This window comes from Alphaproteobacteria bacterium (assembly GCA_005883305.1).
GTDB lineage: Bacteria > Pseudomonadota > Alphaproteobacteria > Sphingomonadales > Sphingomonadaceae > Allosphingosinicella.
On sequence record VBAC01000001.1, the window covers coordinates 2,302,478 to 2,317,965 of the forward strand.

17 protein-coding genes are annotated in these 15,488 nt (G+C 67.2%); 12 read left to right on the top strand and 5 right to left on the bottom strand.

Going from position 1 to position 15,488, the window contains the following annotated elements; genetic code table 11:
- Positions 1 to 13: 13 nt before the first annotated feature.
- Positions 14 to 1,606 (top strand): cisplatin damage response ATP-dependent DNA ligase, encoded by a 1,593-nt coding sequence (locus tag E6G92_11470; protein ID TMJ20332.1) that lies wholly within the window; start codon positions 14 to 16, stop codon positions 1,604 to 1,606.
- 141 nt (positions 1,607 to 1,747) lie between these two features.
- Here the strand turns inward: E6G92_11470 and E6G92_11475 are convergent, their stop codons facing one another.
- A complete protein-coding gene (locus tag E6G92_11475; protein TMJ20333.1) occupies positions 1,748 to 2,092 on the bottom strand; it encodes a hypothetical protein in 345 nt (114 codons plus the stop codon).
- 243 nt (positions 2,093 to 2,335) lie between these two features.
- Complete coding sequence (locus tag E6G92_11480; GenBank protein TMJ20334.1) at positions 2,336 to 3,103, bottom strand: cold-shock protein; 768 nt, start codon at positions 3,101 to 3,103, stop codon at positions 2,336 to 2,338.
- A gap of 218 nt (positions 3,104 to 3,321) precedes the next feature.
- Between E6G92_11480 and E6G92_11485 the strand changes: the two genes are divergently transcribed.
- From E6G92_11485 to E6G92_11530, 10 genes are all read left to right on the top strand, one after another.
- Complete coding sequence (locus E6G92_11485; GenBank protein ID TMJ20335.1) at positions 3,322 to 4,104, top strand: TerC family protein; 783 nt, start codon at positions 3,322 to 3,324, stop codon at positions 4,102 to 4,104.
- A 31-nt stretch (positions 4,105 to 4,135) separates the two neighbouring features.
- Complete coding sequence (locus E6G92_11490) at positions 4,136 to 4,753, top strand: ribonuclease D (GenBank protein TMJ20336.1); 618 nt, start codon at positions 4,136 to 4,138, stop codon at positions 4,751 to 4,753.
- The gene (locus tag E6G92_11495; protein ID TMJ20337.1) at positions 4,746 to 5,393 is read left to right on the top strand and encodes an LPS export ABC transporter periplasmic protein LptC; all 648 of its coding nucleotides are present in this window, start codon (positions 4,746 to 4,748) and stop codon (positions 5,391 to 5,393) included. The genes E6G92_11490 and E6G92_11495 overlap by 8 nt, the downstream gene beginning before the upstream one ends.
- Positions 5,390 to 5,878 carry an OstA family protein gene (locus E6G92_11500; protein ID TMJ20338.1) on the top strand — a complete coding sequence of 163 codons (489 nt, stop codon included), beginning with the start codon at positions 5,390 to 5,392 and terminating at the stop codon, positions 5,876 to 5,878. Before E6G92_11495 ends, E6G92_11500 begins: the two co-directional genes overlap by 4 nt.
- Before the next feature lie 86 nt (positions 5,879 to 5,964).
- On the top strand, positions 5,965 to 6,744 hold the full coding sequence (gene lptB, locus E6G92_11505; protein TMJ20339.1) for an LPS export ABC transporter ATP-binding protein: 780 nt from the start codon (positions 5,965 to 5,967) through the stop codon (positions 6,742 to 6,744).
- A gap of 112 nt (positions 6,745 to 6,856) precedes the next feature.
- Complete coding sequence (rpoN, locus tag E6G92_11510; protein TMJ20340.1) at positions 6,857 to 8,350, top strand: RNA polymerase factor sigma-54; 1,494 nt, start codon at positions 6,857 to 6,859, stop codon at positions 8,348 to 8,350.
- 131 nt (positions 8,351 to 8,481) lie between these two features.
- The gene (locus E6G92_11515) at positions 8,482 to 8,727 is read left to right on the top strand and encodes a hypothetical protein (GenBank protein ID TMJ20341.1); all 246 of its coding nucleotides are present in this window, start codon (positions 8,482 to 8,484) and stop codon (positions 8,725 to 8,727) included.
- A 168-nt stretch (positions 8,728 to 8,895) separates the two neighbouring features.
- Positions 8,896 to 10,101 carry an ADP-forming succinate--CoA ligase subunit beta gene (gene sucC, locus E6G92_11520; protein ID TMJ20342.1) on the top strand — a complete coding sequence of 402 codons (1,206 nt, stop codon included), beginning with the start codon at positions 8,896 to 8,898 and terminating at the stop codon, positions 10,099 to 10,101.
- A gap of 191 nt (positions 10,102 to 10,292) precedes the next feature.
- Positions 10,293 to 11,042, top strand: coding sequence for an electron transfer flavoprotein subunit beta/FixA family protein (locus E6G92_11525; GenBank protein TMJ20343.1), 750 nt, complete (start codon positions 10,293 to 10,295; stop codon positions 11,040 to 11,042).
- On the top strand, positions 11,039 to 11,974 hold the full coding sequence (locus E6G92_11530) for an electron transfer flavoprotein subunit alpha/FixB family protein (protein ID TMJ20344.1): 936 nt from the start codon (positions 11,039 to 11,041) through the stop codon (positions 11,972 to 11,974). The genes E6G92_11525 and E6G92_11530 overlap by 4 nt, the downstream gene beginning before the upstream one ends.
- On the opposite strand, the gene E6G92_11535 is transcribed toward E6G92_11530, so the two are convergent.
- Together E6G92_11535 and E6G92_11540 are read right to left on the bottom strand one after the other, a co-directional pair.
- Positions 11,971 to 12,471, bottom strand: coding sequence for a hypothetical protein (locus E6G92_11535; GenBank protein TMJ20345.1), 501 nt, complete (start codon positions 12,469 to 12,471; stop codon positions 11,971 to 11,973). The genes E6G92_11530 and E6G92_11535 overlap by 4 nt on opposite strands.
- A complete protein-coding gene (locus tag E6G92_11540; protein ID TMJ20346.1) occupies positions 12,449 to 13,339 on the bottom strand; it encodes a hypothetical protein in 891 nt (296 codons plus the stop codon). Before E6G92_11540 ends, E6G92_11535 begins: the two co-directional genes overlap by 23 nt.
- An 89-nt stretch (positions 13,340 to 13,428) precedes the next feature.
- On the opposite strand from E6G92_11540, the gene E6G92_11545 reads away from it, so the two are divergent.
- Entirely contained in the window at positions 13,429 to 14,616 is a 1,188-nt protein-coding gene (locus tag E6G92_11545; GenBank protein TMJ20347.1) for a sterol desaturase family protein, read from the top strand.
- On the opposite strand, the gene E6G92_11550 is transcribed toward E6G92_11545, so the two are convergent.
- The gene (locus E6G92_11550; GenBank protein TMJ20348.1) at positions 14,467 to 15,471 is read right to left on the bottom strand and encodes a histone deacetylase family protein; all 1,005 of its coding nucleotides are present in this window, start codon (positions 15,469 to 15,471) and stop codon (positions 14,467 to 14,469) included. The genes E6G92_11545 and E6G92_11550 overlap by 150 nt on opposite strands.
- Between the last annotated feature and the right edge of the window lie 17 nt (positions 15,472 to 15,488).

Consider the following 15,488-nt stretch of genomic DNA (forward strand, 5'->3'; position numbering starts at 1 on the left):
TCGTTGCATTGCCATGCGCGATTTCTCGCAGCTCCTTGATGCGCTCGTTTACACCCGCTCGCGCAACGGGAAGCTCAAGCTCATCGGCGACTATCTGCGCCGAACGCCCGATCCCGACCGCGGCTACGCGCTTGCGGCGCTGACCGGCGAGCTCAACCTCCCCGCCGTGAAGCCCGCCGCGATCCGCGCCATCGCCGAGGAGCGGGTCGATCCCGTGCTTCTGCACATGAGCCGGGACTATGTCGGGGACATGGCGGAGACCGTGTCGCTGCTCTGGCCGAAGCGGGAGAGCGAGACGGCCGAGCTCGACGACGGCACGCTGAGGCTGTCGAACGTGGTCGAGCGGCTCGCCTCGCTGGGCCGGGCCGAGGCGCCGGGCGCGCTCGCTTCGATGCTCGACCATCTCGATGCCTCGGGCCGCTTCGCCCTGCTCAAGCTCGCCACCGGGGCGCTACGCATCGGCATCTCCGCCCGGCTCGCCAAGGTGGCGCTGGCCGAGGCGTTCGGGCTCGACGTCGATGCAGTGGAGGAGGTCTGGCACGGCATCGGCCCGCCTTATGCGGCGATCTTCGACTGGGCCGAGGGCCGCGCCGGCCAGCCGACGGCGAAGGACGTGCCGGTTTTCCGCCCGTTCATGCTCGCCCATCCGCTCGATGAGGCGCGAGTTTCGATGGACGACTATCTCGCGGAGTGGAAATGGGACGGGATACGCGTCCAGCTCGTTCACGCCGGCGGCGAGACGCGGCTCTACAGCCGCGCCGGCGACGACATTACCGGAAGCTTCCCCGACGTCGCCGAGGCCTTCGCCGAGCCGGGCGTGCTCGACGGCGAACTGCTGGTGAAGGGCGCGTTTCAGGGCGGCGAGGCGGCGAGCTTCAACGCGCTCCAGCAAAGGCTCGGGCGCAAGGCCGTTTCCGCAAAGATGCTCGGCGACTATCCGGCCTTCGTCCGGCTTTACGACATCTTGTTCGACGGCGCGGAGGATTTGCGGGCGCTGCCGCTGGTCGAGCGAAGGCCGAGGCTGGAAGCGTTCGCCGCCCGGCTCGATCCGGAGCGTTTCGACGTTTCGGCGCTGATCGGGGCGGAGAGCTTCGAGGCGCTGGAGGAAATCCGTGCGGGCGCCCGCGACGCCTCGATCGAGGGCGTCATGCTCAAGCGCCGCGACAGCCCCTATGTCGGCGGCCGCAAGACGGGCCTGTGGTACAAATGGAAGCGCGATCCGCTCGTCGCCGATTGCGTGCTGATGTACGCGGCGCGCGGCAGCGGCAAGCGCTCGTCCTACTATTCCGATTACACGTTCGGTTGCTGGACCGGGGAGGGCGGCGGCGAGCTGCTGCCGGTGGGCAAGGCCTATTTCGGCTTCACCGACGAGGAGCTGAAATGGCTCGACCGCTTCGTGCGCAACCACACGATCGGCCGCTTCGGCCCGGTGCGCGAGGTGGAGAAGACGCTGGTTCTCGAAGTCGCCTTCGACTCGATCCACCTGTCCAAGCGTCACAAATCCGGCCTCGCCATGCGCTTCCCGCGAATCTCGCGAATCCGGACGGACAAGCCGGCGGCGGAGGCCGACACGATCGAGACGCTAAAGCGGATGGTGACGTCATGAGCCCGCAAAGCCCTCTCCCATGGGGAGAGGGTTGGGTGAGGGGATCGGGATTCCGTGAGTGCGTGCCGACGCCGCAGCCCCTAACCCCAGCCCTCTCCCCATGGGAGAGAGAGCTATGTCAGTGCGCGAACGGAGATTTGGTCAGACCGTCGGCCGCCGGTGCGGCTGGGCCAGTTGCCGGCCGATCGCTCTGAAATCCCGGCCCCCGGCCTGCATGGCATCGCCGCAGCGGCGCAGCAGCGAATCGCGCTCCGAGGTCCGCGGCGCGGCGAGCCCGGCCGGGTCGAAGCCCGGCGCTGCCGCGTCGATCCGGCCGAGGAAATATTGCGCCGCCACCCGGCCGAGGGACCGGACCCGGGGGTCGTCCTCCTCGGCGAGCTGGGCCATCAGGCCGAAGCACCTCTGGTCGAGCGCCGTTGCGGCGTCTGCGGCCGGTGCGGAGGGCGAGGCGGCTGCGAGAACAACCGCGATGAGCACGCTTTCCATGCCGTTCTTGGTAAACGGCAAAGGTGGACGGCTCCTCGCCGGAATTGGTTTACGGCGCGCTAAGCATGAAAAAGGCGGCGGCGCCCAGACCATGATCGTCTCAGGCCGATCGGCCTGAGGCGTGAATCATGGTCTCGCTATATCTGGAGCCTGATTCACGCCTCAAGTGAACCGCGGAATAGCGGTTCACTTAAGACGATCAGGCTCTTGGCGCCGCCGCCCGATTCAACCGGCAACCTGTGGTTACTGGATCGGGACCAGGTTGACCGCCGCGGTCTTGCCGCGCCGGTCGACCTCGAGCTCGAATTCGATCCGGTCGCCCTCGTTGAGCGAGATCATTCCGGCGCGCTCGACCGCCGAGATGTGGACGAACGCGTCGGGCTGGCCGTCGTCGCGGGTGATGAAGCCGAAGCCCTTCGTCGCGTTGAAGAACTTGACCGTTCCCGAAGCCTTCTCGCCGGTCAGCTCGCGCTGCGGCCCGCGCTCGCGCGGAGGCCCGCGGTCCTCGACCGGGAGCGGATCGCCCTCGATCTTGAGGTCCGTCGCCGAAACTCGTCCGCCGCGATCGACGAGGGTGAATTCGAGCGGCTGGCCTTCGGCGAGGCCGGTCAGGCCCGCCTGCTCGACAGCGCTGATGTGCACGAACACGTCCTCGCCGCCATCGTCGCGGACGATGAAGCCGAAGCCTTTCTGGCCGTTGAAGAACTTCACGACGCCCTTGGCCTCGCCGACGACCTGCGGGGGCATGCCTCCGCCACCGCCGCCGCCGCCGCGGAACCCGCCGCCGCCACCGCCGCCGAAGCCGCCGCCACCGCCGCCGCGGTAGCCACCGCCGCCGCCGCCGCCGAAGCGATCACCGCCGCCGCCATAACCGCCGCCGCCGCCAAAGCGGTCGCCGCCGCCAAAGCCGCCTCGTTCCTGTCCGCCGCTGAAATTGTCGTCGCCGAAGCCGTCGCGCTTGTCTCTGCCGCGCCCGCCGCGCTCGCCGCGGCGCCCTTTATCGAAACCCATCTCGTTCAGTTACTTTCGTACGCCCGTCCCCTGTCTAAAACCACCGCGCCGGGCAAAGCGCGCAACGGCCTTCGCGCCGTCTGTCGGCGCGCTGGCGACTCACATAGCGGAAAAAATCGAGCCCCGCGAGCGCTTTTGGCTGTGGATTGTTTTGCCGCGATTGCCCCGGCGCCGCCCTTCGTGCCATGCGCTTCCGACGCCATGAACAGGGAGCACCCATGATCGACGCCCTTGCCATTTTCGCCCACCCCGAAGCCTGGGTCGCGCTCGCCACCCTGGTCGTGCTCGAAGTGGTGCTCGGAATCGACAACCTGATCTTCGTCTCGATCCTGTCGAACAAGCTGCCCGAAAAGATGCGGGCCAAGGCGCGCCGGCTGGGCATCGGCCTGGCCCTGGTCATGCGCCTCGTCCTCCTTTCGGGAATCGCCTGGCTGGTCGGGCTGACCGCGCCGGTGTTCGATCTCGGAATCACCGGGCCGATCGGCGCGCACGGGGAGCCGGGCTTCGAGACCGCCTTTTCCTGGCGCGACCTGATCCTGATGGCCGGCGGGCTGTTCCTGATCTGGAAGGCGACCAAGGAGATCCATCACAACGTCTCGCCCGGCCCCGAGGACGACCTGTTCGACACGTCGCGCAAGACGATGGGCTTCAGCGCGGCGATCGTCCAGATCCTCGCGCTCGATCTCGTCTTCTCGATCGATTCGATCCTCACCGCCGTTGGAATGACCGAGCATCTGCCGATCATGATCGCCGCCGTTCTGATCGCGGTCGGGGTGATGATGCTCGCCGCCAATCCCGTCGCCGACTTCATCAATCGCAACCCGACGGTGGTCATGCTCGCGCTCGGATTCCTGTTGATGATCGGCACCGTGCTGATCGCCGACGGCTTCGGCATCCACGTGCCCAAGGGCTATATCTACGCCGCGATGGCCTTCTCCGCGGTGGTCGAGGGCCTCAACATGTGGGCGCGCCGGGCGAGGGAGCGGAGGCGAAGCCATTGAGCGTTAAGGCCCCAGCGCCTATGCGGTCCCCATGACCGTTCATTTCCACGAAGAGGACCTGCCCGAAGGCGTGCTCGCCCCGGGCGCCGTCGCCGTCGACACCGAGACGATGGGCCTTCAGCTCGGCCGCGACCGGCTCTGCGTGGTCCAGATCTCCGACGGAAGCGGCGACGAGCATCTCGTCCGCTTCGGCCCCGGCAGCGCCTATGACGCGCCGGTCCTGAAGGCCGTGCTCGCCGATCCGGCGCGGCTCAAACTCTACCATTTCGCCCGCTTCGATCTCGCCTCGATCCGCGCCTATCTCGGCGTGATGGCCGCGCCTTGCTATTGCACCAAGACGGCCTCGCGCCTGATCCGCACCTATACCGACCGGCACGGGCTCAAGGACCTCGTCAAGGAGGTGCTCGGCCAGGAAATTTCCAAGCAGCAGCAGAGCTCCGACTGGGGCGCGCCGGAGCTTAGCGACGCCCAGAAGGACTATGCCGCGTCCGACGTCCGCTATCTGCACGCGCTCAGGGAGAAGCTCGACGAGCGCCTCGCGCGCGAGGGCCGCACCCAGATCGCCCAGGCCTGCTTCGATTTCCTGCCCCACCGCGCCCTGCTCGATCTGGCCGGCTGGGCCGAGCAGGACATCTTCGCCCATGTCTAGGCTCGCCGAGGCGGAGCGGCGGGAAAAGCGCCGCTGGGCGGTCCCGGGCGGCAGCCACGACAAGGTGGTCAAGGCGCTGAAGCTCGGCCTTCCGGCCCTGATCGGCGTGATTCTCGCCTTCCTCTTCTTCTCTCCGCTGGAGGACAAGCAGGAGGTCAGCTTCCTGCTCAAGAAGGAAGAGGTCGAAAAGGCGCCCGAGCGACTGCGGGTCGCCGCCGCCCAGTACCGCGGCCAGGACGATTCCGGCCGCCCCTTCGTTCTCAACGCGCGCTCGGCGCTTCAGGAGCGGTCGTCGAACCCGGTGGTCGAGATCGCCGACATGAACGCCCAGATCCAGCTCGACACCGGCCCGGCGCGGCTCGAGGCCGGGCATGCGCGCTACAATATGGACAGCGATCACGTGCAGGTCGTCGGGCCGATCCGGCTGACCGCCGCCGACGGCTACCGGATGGGCACCCACGATGTGGACGTCGACCTTCGCCGCCAGCAGCTCGTCAGCCGCGGCCGGGTCCAGGGACAGATGCCGATGGGCCAGTTCAGCGCCGACCAGCTGCAGGTGAACCTGCCCGACCGGCGAGTCGTCCTCAACGGGCGCGCGCGCTTGCATATTGTCCAGGGGGGCCTCAGATCGGGACGATGAAACGCCTACTCGCTCTTATCCCCTTGCTCGCCGTAGCGCCCGCTCTCGGCCAGAGCGGCTCCGCCCTCAAGGGCCACGACAGCGCCGCGCCGGTCGACGTCGGCGCCGACCGGATCGAAGTGCAGGATCGGGCCAATCGCGCCATCTTCTCGGGCAACGTGCAGGCCCGCCAGGGCAATATGACCTTGAGCTCGTCGCGGCTGACCGTGGTCTACGCCAATGGCGACGACGTCCAGATCCAGCGGCTCGAGGCGACCGGCGGCGTCACCTTGCGCACGCCGACTGAGACGGCGCGGAGCCAATATGCGATCTACGATCTCCCGCGCGGAATCGTGACGATGATCGGGGGGGTCAATCTCGACCAGGGCTCGAACCACGTCCAGGGCGGCCGCCTCGTGCTCGATCTCGACACGCACCGGGCGGTGCTCGACGGCGGCGGCCGGGTCACGGGGCGCTTCACCGTGCCGCGGCGCCAGGGCAACTGACCGCCGAAAACCGTCCATGCACAAAGCTTGCCAGTTGTGAGCCCGCGCCCGATCGCCTAACGAGGCCAAGGGGATAGCCACACGCCATGAACGAGACCCTTGCCATCGAATTGCCCGATCCGCACGAGGCGGCGGGCGAGCTCGACCATGGCCTGTCGGTCGTGTCGATCGCCAAGTCCTACGACAAGAAGGCGGTGCTGACCGACGTCTCATTGGGCGTCGACCGCGGCGAGGTGCTCGGCCTGCTGGGGCCCAACGGGGCCGGCAAGACGACGTGCTTCTATTCGATCATGGGGCTGGTGAAGCCGGATTCTGGCCGAATCCTGCTCGACGGCCAGGACATTACCGGCCTCCCCATGTATCGCCGCGCGATCCTCGGCCTCGGTTACCTGCCGCAGGAGACCTCGATCTTCCGCGGCCTCACCGTCAGCCAGAACATCATGGCCGTGCTCGAGGTCGCCGAGCCCGACCGAAGGGCCCGCGAGGAGAGGCTCGAGCAATTGCTCGCCGAATTCCACATCGAGCGGCTTCGCGACGCCCCTGCAATGGCTCTTTCGGGCGGCGAGCGGCGGCGCTGCGAGATCGCCCGGGCGCTTGCCGCCAATCCCTCGATCATGCTTCTCGACGAGCCGTTCGCCGGCATCGACCCGATCTCGATCTCCGACATCCGCGACCTCATCGTCCAGCTCAAGACCCGCAACATCGGCGTGCTGATCACCGATCACAATGTCCGCGAGACTCTCGACATCGTCGACCGCGCCTGCATCATCTACGGTGGCCAGGTCCTCTTCGCCGGAAGCCCCGAGGCGCTCGTCGCCGACGAGAATGTCCGCCGCCTCTACCTCGGCGAGAGCTTCGAGCTGTGAGCCGGTCAACCCGTCCTTCGTCATTCCCGCGAAAGCGGGAATTCAGCTTCTTGTGCGAGCCGGAGGAAGTAAGCTGGACCCCCGCTTCCGCGGGGGTGGCGGGGTAGGGATCATGGCCCTCGGTCCGCGCCTCGACCTCAGGCAATCCCAGTCGCTGGTGATGACTCCGCAGCTGCAGCAGGCGATCCGCCTGCTCGCGCTCAGCAACCTCGAGGTCGAGACGTTCATCGCCGAGGAGATCGAGAAGAACCCGCTGCTCGAGGCCGGGGCGGTCGAAAGCGAGCCGGCGCCGGAATCCGCCGCGGAGGGCGAGGATTTCGATGCCGAGCCGGCGCTCCCCGAGATCGATTCGGGGGGCGGCGACTCGGCGCTCGACATCGACGCCAACAGCGAGGACTTTCACCAGGACAGCGCGGCCGATACCATGCAGGGGCCGTCGGGGGGGCTCGGCCTCAACGACATCGGCGGCGGCGGCGGGTTCGAGGACGGCCCGGATTTCGACAGCTTCGAGGGCGCGCAGCTTTCGCTTCACGACCACCTCAAGCGCCAGGCCGGCGAGCTTCTTTCGGGCGCCGATCTGATCGTCGCCCATCACCTGATCGACCAGATCGAGGCGACCGGCTACCTGCTCGTTCCCTTGCTCGATATCGCCCAACGCCTCGGCCACCCCCATAGCGAGGTCGAGCGCGTGCTTGGCGTCGTCCAGACCTTCGATCCCGCGGGCATCGGCGCGCGCAGCCTTGCCGAATGCCTCGCGCTCCAGGCCAGGGATGCCAATCGCTACGATCCGGCGATGGCGCGGCTGATCGACAATCTCGATTATCTCGCGAAGGGCAATGTCGCCGCGCTGAAGCGAATCTGCGGAGTCGACGACGAGGACATGGCGGACATGATCCGCGAGCTTCGCGCCTACGATCCCAAGCCCGGCTGCCGGTTCATGACCGCAGACCGGGTCAACACGATCGTCCCCGACGTAATCGTCACGCGCCGCGGCGGCGGCTGGGGGGTCGAGCTCAACAGCGCCACGCTTCCGCGCCTGCTCGTCAACCGCAGCTATTATAACGAGCTCTCGTCCGGCCCGCAGGACCGCCAGTCCAAGGCGTGGCTCAACGAATGCCTGCAAAGCGCCAACTGGCTGATGAAGGCGCTCGACCAGCGCGCCCGGACGATCGTCAAGGTGGCGAGCGAGATCGTGACGCAACAGGAGGGCTTCTTCCGCCACGGCGTCTCGCAGCTGAAGCCGCTGACGCTGCGGGCTATCGCCGAGACCGTCGGAATGCACGAATCGACGATCAGCCGGGTCACTTCGAACAAATATCTGTCGTGCGACCGCGGCCTCTACGAGCTCAAATATTTCTTCACCAGCGGCATCCAGAGCAACGACGGCGGCGACGCGGCTTCCTCGGAAGCGGTGAAGAGCCGAATCAAGGCGCTGATCTCGGCCGAGGATGCCGACCGTATCCTCTCCGATGACCAGCTCGTCGAGATGCTGAGGCAGGAGGGATTCGACATCGCCCGGCGCACGGTTGCCAAATATCGCGAGGCGATCGGCTTCGGCTCGTCGGTCCAGCGCCGCCGGCAGAAGGCGCTCGGACGCGCCGCTTGAGCCGGCAAGCGAAAAAGAGTAACGGTGCCGGAACATAAGATGCGTCCGCGAATTGTGCGTGCGGGTGTCTTACGCAACATCCGGGGTGTCCGGGCTTGGCTTGGGCGCCCTCTTTTTGAGAGGGGATACATATGAAGGTCATCGTCACGATCGCCGCGGCCGCCGGTTTCATCGCGCTCGGCGCGTGCAACCAGAGCCCGACCGAGAACAAGGCCGACGCCATCGAGGCGAACGCCGAGAACGCTGCGGACGTCATCGAAGCGAACGCTTCCAATACCTCCGAAGCCATCACGGACAACGCGGAAAACGCCGCCGAAGCCACCCGTAACGCCGGCGAGAATGCTGCCGACGCGGTGCGCAACAGCGACAATCATTAATCCGCTCGACGGATGAAGGAGAGGGCGTCCCCGCGGGGGCGCCCTTTTCTCGTTCCGGGCACCCGCGGCGTCATTTTTCATGATCACGCTTCCTGGCGCGACGGTCTAGGCACGCATGTGCAGACGCGGGGGTGGATTCGCGCCCGCCCCTGTGCTTAGGCCCGGCCCATGAACATTCACGAATATCAGGCGAAGGATTTGCTCGCCAGGTTCGGCGTCCCGGTCCCCGCCGGCTTCGCCGCAATGAGCGTCGAGGAGGCCGTCGCCGCGGCCGGGAAGCTCCCCGGCCCGCTCTATGTGGTCAAGGCGCAGATTCATGCCGGCGGGCGCGGCAAGGGCAAGTTCAAGGAGCTCGGCCCCGAAGCCAAGGGCGGCGTTCGCCTCGCGCGCACCGCCGACGAGGTCCGCGCCGCTGCGGCCGACATGCTCGGCAACACTCTGGTGACGGTCCAGACCGGGCCGCAGGGCAAGCAGGTTAATCGCCTCTACGTCACCGACGGAGTCGACATCGACAAGGAATTCTACCTCGCGCTTCTGGTCGACCGGAAGACGGGACGGATCGCCTTCGTCGCCTCGACCGAGGGCGGCATGAACATCGAGGATGTCGCCCACGAGACTCCGGAGAAGATCCACAGCTTCTCGGTCGATCCGGCGACCGGCTTCATGCCGCATCACGGCCGCGCGGTCGCCCACGCCCTGGGCCTTTCCGGCGACCTCGCCAGGCAGGCGCAGACGGTGGCGAAGCTGCTGTTCGACGCCTTCATCGGCACCGACGCCGCGCAGATCGAGATCAACCCGCTCGCCGTCACCGACGACGGCAAGCTGCTCGTGCTCGACGCCAAGGTCGGCTTCGATTCCAACGCCGAGTTCCGCCACTCCGATCTCGAAGCGCTGCGCGACGAGAGCGAGGAGGATCCGATGGAGCTGGAGGCGTCGAAATTCGACCTCGCCTACATCAAGCTCGATGGCAATATCGGCTGCATGGTCAACGGCGCTGGCCTCGCCATGGCGACGATGGACATCATCAAGCTGAACGGCGCCTTCCCGGCCAATTTCTGCGACGTCGGCGGCGGCGCCTCGAAGGAGAAGGTGACCGCGGCGTTCAAGATCATCCTCTCCGATCCCGCGGTCGAGGGCATCCTGGTCAACATCTTCGGCGGAATCATGCGCTGCGACATCATCGCCGAGGGAATCGTCGCCGCCGCGCGCGAGATCGACATCCAGGTGCCGCTGGTGGTCCGCCTCGAGGGCACCAACGTCGAAGAGGGCAAGCGAATCCTCGCCGACAGCGGCCTGGCGATCGTCCCGGCGGAGGATTTGGGGGATGCGGCGCGGAAGATCGTCGCCGAAGTGAAGGGCACGGTGACGGCGTAACAACCTTCCCCCTTGTGGGGGAAGGATACGAAGCCTTAGCGAGCGAAGCGAGCTTAGGCGAAGTTGGATGAGGGGTGGCGACGCGAAGCGTCGCGCGCTCGCTTGGGCGAGCGCACCCCTCACCCCGCTCACGCTTCGCGTGAGTCGCCCTCTCCCACAAGGGGAGAGGGTCGAAGAGAAGGATTGAAGCGATGAAGCTGCTGGTCGCCGTCAAGCGGGTGATCGATTTCAACGTCAAGCCGCGGGTCAAGGCCGACGGCACGGGAGTCGATCTCGCCAACGTCAAGATGAGCATGAACCCGTTCGACGAAATTGCCGTCGAGGAGGCGATCCGCCTGAAGGAGAAGGGCGTCGCCACCGAGATCGTCGCCGTCTCGATCGGCCCGGCCAAGGCGCAGGAGACTTTGCGCACCGCGCTCGCGATGGGCGCCGACCGGGCGATCCTGATCCAGACCGACGACGAGGTCGAGCCGCTTAGCGTCGCCAAGCTGCTGGCGAAGGTTGCCGAGGAGGAACAGCCCGGCCTGGTCATCCTCGGCAAGCAGGCGATCGACGACGATTCGAACCAGACCGGCCAGATGCTCGCCGCCCTGCTCGGCTGGCCGCAGGGCACCTTCGCCTCCAAGGTCGAGATCGCGGGCGACAAGGTCGACGTCACCCGCGAGGTCGACGGCGGGCTGGAGACGGTGAAGCTCAGCGTGCCGGCGGTGGTCACCACCGACCTCAGGCTCAACGAGCCGCGCTACGCCTCGCTGCCCAACATCATGAAGGCCAAATCCAAGCCGCTGGCGACCAAGACGCCCGCGGATTTCGGCGTCGATACGAATCCGCGCCTGGCCACGCTGAAGGTCGAGGAGCCGTCGAAGCGGCAGGCCGGCGTCAAGGTCGCGTCCGTCGAAGAACTGATCGGCAAGCTGAAGACTCTGGGAGTGGTGGCATGAGCGTCGCGCTGGTTCTGGTCGAGCACGAAGACGGGGCGATCAGGGACGCCACCCTGGCCGCCGTCACCGCCGCCTCGCAGCTCGGCGAGGTTCACGCGCTGGTCGCCGGGCAGGGCGTCGGCGCCGTCGCCGAGGCCGCCGCCAAGATCGCCGGCGTGACCAGGGTCCATGTCGCCGACGGCGCCCCTTACGCCCACCAGCTGGCCGAGAATGTCGCCCCGGTCGCCGCCGCTTTGGTGCGCGACCATTGCGACTATTTCGTCGCCGCCGCCACCACGACGGGCAAGAACGTCGCTCCGCGCGTCGCCGCCCTGCTCGACGTCATGCAGATCAGCGAGATCCTCTCCGTCGAAGGGCCGGACACGTTCACCCGGCCGATCTACGCCGGCAACGCGATCGCCACGGTTAGATCGTCCGACTCCAAGAAGGTGATCACCGTTCGCGGCACGGCGTTCGAGAAGGCCGAGAAAGAGGGCGGCAACGGCGTCGTCGAGCCCTTTGCGGGCGGCGGCGATTCGGGCCTGTCCTCGTTCGTCGGCGCAGAGCTCAGCAAGTCCGAGCGGCCCGAGCTTACGAGCGCCAAGATCATCGTCTCGGGCGGCCGCGCCTTCGGCTCCTCGGAGCAGTTCCACGCGCTTCTCGATCCGCTCGCCGACAAGCTCAAGGCCGGAGTGGGCGCCAGCCGCGCGGCGGTCGACGCCGGCTACGCGCCGAACGACTATCAGGTCGGCCAGACCGGCAAGATCGTCGCCCCCGAAGTCTATATCGCGATCGGCATTTCGGGCGCGATCCAGCACCTCGCGGGCATGAAGGATTCGAAGGTCATCGTGGCCATCAATAAGGACGAGGACGCCCCGATCTTCCAGGTCGCCGACGTCGGCCTGGTCGGCGACCTGTTCAAGATCGTCCCGGAGCTGACGGAGAAACTCTAGCGCCGGCCGGGCTGCGGCATCGGCCAGATCCGGAACGCGGCCCAGTCAACGGTATCGAGTCGGCAGGCCGGCGACGCAGCGATCGCGATCACCGGGGCCCGCGGCACGGCGATTCCGACCCGATTGGCCCAATTCTGCAGACGCTCCGAGACCACCGGAATGAAGCGCGGGAAGCTCGGGCCGGTCGCGCCGCGATAATGATAATAGGTGGGGCCGATGGCGGCCGTCTCCTCGGTGAAGCGTTCGCGCAAATAGCCTTGGGTGAGCGCGTTCGTCGCGACCAGGGTGCAGCTTCCCCTTCGTGCCACGACATGATCGAACAGATGGTGCGCCACCACGGCCGTGCGAAAGCCCCGCGCGGTCAGCGCCGCCGCCATGTCCCGCGCCAGCCGCGCGGCGTCCGGCTCCCCGATCCTCCCGACGCCGATCAGCTTCGGTGTAATCGTGAGGCCGATCAACACGGCGAAGACAAGGCTAAGCCGGAGCGCGCGCGACACGATAGAGCCCAACGCCGATCACTGCGCCGGTCAGGATCAGGCTTGCCCAGGCGGCCAATTGGCGGCCGCCGCCCTCATGCAGATAATGATAATGTTCGGGCCACAGGCCGAGCGCCGCCAGACGGCCGGTATTGGCGAGGATCGTCGCAGCGATCGCGGCGGCCGCGACCGGCACCAGCCGGCGCGACAGCGGGATATCGAGCAGCTGGGTGAGCACGACGAGAAGCAGCAGGGCGATCGAGACATTCGCCAGTGACGAGCAGCCTCCAGCAACGATGAACGTCGCGCTGCCGTCGTACGAGCGAAACACATTGCCTGCGGTCGGAAGCCCCGTTCCGGCGCCGATGATTACCGCCTCGAGTCGCGTGATCTCCGGCCCAAGCAGGTTGATGCAGGCAGGCCCCCAGAGCAATGGCCCGGTGGCGGCCAGCGCGATCAGCGCCAACTTGCGCAGCGGGGTTCGCGGCTCCGTCGTCCGCAGCAAATAGAGCGCCGTGGAGAACAGGGCGACCGATGCAGCGGCCACCACCGGGAGCAAGCAACAGATCAACAGCAGCGCAGCGACATATTTGTCGGCTCGGCGCAGTGGTGCGGCGACGCCGTCGCCCAGCGCGCTCTTGATGATCGCATAGAGAGCGAACCAAAGAACCGCGTCCACGCCGAGCAGCGAGAAAAGCGCAGTCTCATAGCCTGTCGCCAGAGCGCCGGATATGCGCGCCGCTAGACCGTTGAGCAAAGCGAGGGCCAGCAGGAGCGCGAACAGGTCGGTGCGGGCGGGCCAGCCGCCGCGCACATCGGCAACGTTCGACGTCACGTCGCGACGCGGATCAGCGGCGGGCGATCCGCCTCTTGAGGTAGAGATAGCCAGTTCCGATCAAAGCCATCGCGCCCATTCCGACCCCCGCCTCCGGGGCCGGGACCGGGATCCCGGCGATTGCCGGGGCTGCGCCAAGGCAGATGCCGGCGGCGAACGCAGCGGCGAAAAGCGCAGTGTGTCTGGCCATCGAAATCCTCCCGATCAGGCGGCGCACGTGCCGGTTCAGATTGAAGGCTAGAGCCGGACGGGCTACTTGGCAAGCGGGAGGGCCGGGCGTGCAGGAAGCGAACCAACTCGAGCGTCTGGGCATGCTGCTCGCCGGCAACCTTGCCATCGCCTATGTCGGTTTTTTCGTCGCCTTCGCGGGGCTGGAGGCCGCGTTCAGCAAGGGGCGCGATCCGGGATCCTCGGCGCACGGCCGGCTGATCGTCAATTTCAGCCTGCCAATCGCATCGGGGCTGATCGCGCTGATCATTCCCTTCGGAGTCACCACGTCGGCCTATTTCGCCGAGCAGCGGCAATGGGGATTGTTCCATCAGATCGATGCGCCGGCGCTGATCGTACTGATCGCGGCGATGCTGTCGCGGACCGGCCTCGGCTATCTGGTGCACAGGCTGAGCCATGCCGTCCCTTGGCTGTGGCGACTCCACAAGGTTCACCATTGCGATCCGCACGTCGATATCTCGCTCAGCCTGCGCCATCATCCGCTTGAGCTGCTCCCCGGACTATTGGTCTTCTCGGCAGGCACCCTGCTGCTCGGCTTGCCGGTATGGTCGGTCGCCCTGGTCGAGGCGGTGTTGATCGCGGCCGGCTATTCGGATCATCTCGATGTCCGCCTGCCGCCGCGCGCGGCGCAATGGCTTCGCCTCCTGTTCGTGACCCCCGAGGTCCACCACCTCCATCATTCCGCCGAGCGCGCGCAGACCGACAGCAATTTCGGCAGCCTGTTGATCTGCTGGGATCGGCTGTTCACGACCTATCGCGAGCCAGGGTCTGAAATCGTTCATCGCTACGGCCTCGACGAGATCGACGCCGGCGATGCCAACAGCCTGTGGGCCCAGCTGGCACTGCCCTTTGTCCGCGCCGCCGGAGCGGCCCGGCGAGTCCCGGCGTTGACCGGGACGCAGAGCACCGCCCGAAACGCGTCCGAGACCAGGACGAGGACGAGCATGTGGCGCTTATCGGAATCCCGCCAGGAACGATGCGACGTTGGTGCCGAGCGCGTCGACGGCATAGCCGCCTTCCATGACGATCAGGCTCTGCTTACCGAGCGATGCGATACGGCGCCCGACGGCGCGATAATCCCCCGTCTCCAACCGGAAGTGTGAAATCGGATCGCCGGAGAAGGTGTCGGCGCCGTAGGAGATGACGAGCAGATCCGCCGCGAAGGCGTCGATCCGTGCCAGCGCCCGCTCGAGGGCCGGGATATAGGCGCCGAGATCGGTCCCGCGGGGCAGCGGCAGGTTGAGCGTCGCGCCTTGCCCGTCGCCCTCGCCGCTTTCGTCGGCATGGCCCCAGAAATAGGGGTAATCCATCACGGGATCGGCGTGGATCGAGACGAACAGCACGTCGCCGCGATCGTAGAAAATGTCCTGCGTGCCGTTGCCGTGGTGATAGTCGATGTCGAGGATCGCCACCCGCCTGCCGGACTTTACCGCGGCCTCGGCGGCGATCGCGGCGTTGTTCAGGTAGCAATAGCCGCCGAGATAGTCGGCCCCGGCATGGTGGCCGGGCGGACGGCAGAGCGCGAACGCCGGCCCCTCGCCGTCGAGCACGGCATCCAGCGCGGTGAGCGCCGTCTGCACCGACCAATAGGCGCCCTCCCAAGTCCCGGCCGCGATCGGGCTCGATGCGTCGAAGCTGTAGAGGCCGAGCCTGGCGTCGATCCGGTTCAGGTCGAGCGGCCGGCGGCGGACGACGGGCCAGGCATAGCCGCCGGCATCGCCCTCTCGCCCGGCCGCCCGCCAGTCGCGGTGCGCCGATCGCAGGAACGCGAGATAGGCCTCGCCGTGCACGGCGCGCAGCGGCGCCTCGCCATGGTCGCGGGCCGGCTCGGTCCCGCCGAGCGCGGCGCGGATCGATTCGGCGCGCGCCGGAGTCTCGGCGAACGGCACGAAGCCGCCATTGTGCAGCTCCAGCGTCGGCGCGTGGGCGGACTGTCGCAAGTCGAAAAAGCATCGCATCAGCCCCGGTCCTTGCC